The organism is Campylobacter sp. BCW_6460 (genome assembly GCF_001762705.1).
Lineage (GTDB): Bacteria > Campylobacterota > Campylobacteria > Campylobacterales > Campylobacteraceae > Campylobacter_D > Campylobacter_D jejuni.
Window position 1 is genome coordinate 1 of record NZ_MJXI01000024.1, and the last position, 996, is coordinate 996.

Sequence of the window (996 nt, forward strand, 5' to 3'; positions counted from 1 at the left end):
AAGTCACCGCCTATGCAGGTAAAGGTGAAGTTTTAACTCATATTGCTTGGAATGATTATCGCATAAAGCTTGAATATCTTTTTGCTTGCAACGAACAAAAAGCTAAATTTTACAATGCCACTGAAGGTGGAGCAAGGATTAATTTTACTGAAGAACTTTCCTTTAAAGAATGTTGTGAAAAACTCCTTACAAAATTTAAACCCAAGTTTGAACTTCCCAAAAATTTAACTAAAAATAGAAGTGATAAACTCCTAGTTAAATTCAAAGAAAAAATACAAAAAGATCAAGATAATGCTAAAAGATTTTTAGACGATGCTTTAGCTTTAAAACAAATTTTAGAAAACATACTCAGTAAAGATTTTATTTTACCTTTGGAATTTTTAGAAAAAGTTTATCAAAATATAGAAAATTTCAATCACTCTTTAGATACAGATGAGTTTATACAGGATGGTATTTTAAAAGCAGTGATTTATGAACGAGGACTTAGGATAAGCTTAGTTTATAAAGAAAATATTTTAGATCATGCTAGTTTCATCAGTGCTTATATCAAAGCTTATGATGAATGGTTGTTTTATTTTATAGAAAAGTTAGAACAAAGAATAAATATTATCATCAATTCTTTTAAGGAAAGCTAATGACCATACTAGAAAAAAACATACAAGCTTTATTAAGTGGGGTAAATGAACCCTTAGGAAATAAACTTTTAAATTTCATACAAAATAAAACTTGTTCTCGTTTTAATATAGATGAAAATTTAAATATCTATGATAAAACTCATAATGTTTTTATGTATGAAAATTTAGAAGAAGAATTAAATTTTTTCTATCAAAGTATTTTAGAAAAAACTCCTAGATATCCTTTCGTATGTATTTATGGTATAGGCAATGCCTTGCTTATTAAAAATTTAGCTAAACACTATAAACATCTTTTTGTATTTGAAAGCGAAATAGAACTTTTTATCCTAGCTTTAAGTGCATTGGATTTGAGTGAAGAGCT

Annotated in this window: 2 pseudogenes; both read left to right on the forward strand. The window is 26.6% G+C overall.

The annotated features are described in order from the left end of the window. Window positions 1-635 (forward strand): annotated as a pseudogene (locus AJ881_RS04770) (motility associated factor glycosyltransferase family protein); the annotation flags it as partial. Then, window positions 635-996 (forward strand): annotated as a pseudogene (locus tag AJ881_RS04775) (motility associated factor glycosyltransferase family protein); the annotation flags it as partial. The pseudogenes AJ881_RS04770 and AJ881_RS04775, both read left to right, overlap by 1 nt.